This is a genomic window from Oleiphilus sp. HI0043 (genome assembly GCF_001634935.1).
This window is the reverse complement of the sequence record NZ_LWEY01001153.1, coordinates 1-1,025: the sequence shown is the minus strand read 5'-3', so window position 1 is coordinate 1,025 and position 1,025 is coordinate 1. Positions and strand designations below refer to the sequence as shown.

1 protein-coding gene is annotated in these 1,025 nt (G+C 44.2%); it reads left to right on the top strand.

Annotation, left to right across the window (positions count from 1 at the left end; genetic code table 11):
• Positions 1-43: 43 nt before the first annotated feature.
• Positions 44-1,025, top strand: a 982-nt coding sequence (locus A3729_RS13245) for an ABC transporter substrate-binding protein (RefSeq protein WP_197475844.1), incomplete at its 3' end; no start/stop codon positions are given.

The window sequence follows — 1,025 nt, the reverse complement described above, 5'->3', positions numbered from 1 at the left end:
AGGCACATCAACCGTCTCGTTATTCTTTCTTCTGTATCTGAGTATGTTGATTGGCTCCACAAGCGCTTACGCAGATGAGCATCTCAGCCCATCACTCAAAAATGTCAGTATACAACTGAAGTGGAAACACCAATTTCAATTTGCAGGATTCTACGCAGCCCTGGAAAATGGCTATTACCAAGATGCCGGTTACAACGTCGAGATCAGAGCTGCCGGTCCTGATATAAACCCCATCACAGAAGTGCTTGAGGGTAAGGCTGATTATGGCATAGCCAATGCTGAGCTTGTGCTCTATCACCTGAACGGCAATCCTCTCGTCGCATTAGCAGCCATTATTCAACACTCGCCAATCGTATTGATGACTTTAAAGAAGAATAATCTGCTAACTCCACAAGACTTAATCGGTAAACGCGTGATGTACCCAGAGGGACATTACGGTTCAAATACGTTAGGACTGTTAAAGAAAGAAGGGATTAATGAGTCACAAATTGAGTCGGTGCCCTTATCCTACAATATTCAGGATTTAATCGATGAAAAAGTCGATGCAATGGTTGGTTATATAACCGATCAACCCTTCCAGCTGAGACAAAGAGGTGTCGAATACAACCTTATAGACCCTCGTGTTTACGGAATAGACTATTACGGAGACGTGTTATTTAGCACAGAGTCTAAAGTTGATGAGCATAGCGATGAAGTGAAAGCCATTAGAAAAGCCAGTATTGACGGCTGGCGTTACGCTATTGAGAATCCAGATGAGCTTATTGAGCTCATCAAGAATAAGTATCAATCAGAACTCAGCATTGAAGAACTCCGCCATGAAGCTCAGGAGACCATTCGTCTAATCGTTCCCAAACTGGTGGATCTGGGACACATGAACCCAGGAAGGTGGCAGCACATCGCTGACTCGTTTACCGATCTTGGCATGAGCACTGGCGAATTGAACCACGAGCGTTTCATTTACTCTCCTGAACTAAATGAAGCCAGCCAACTGACGCGTCAGGTACTCCAAGTTTCCAGTATTATAT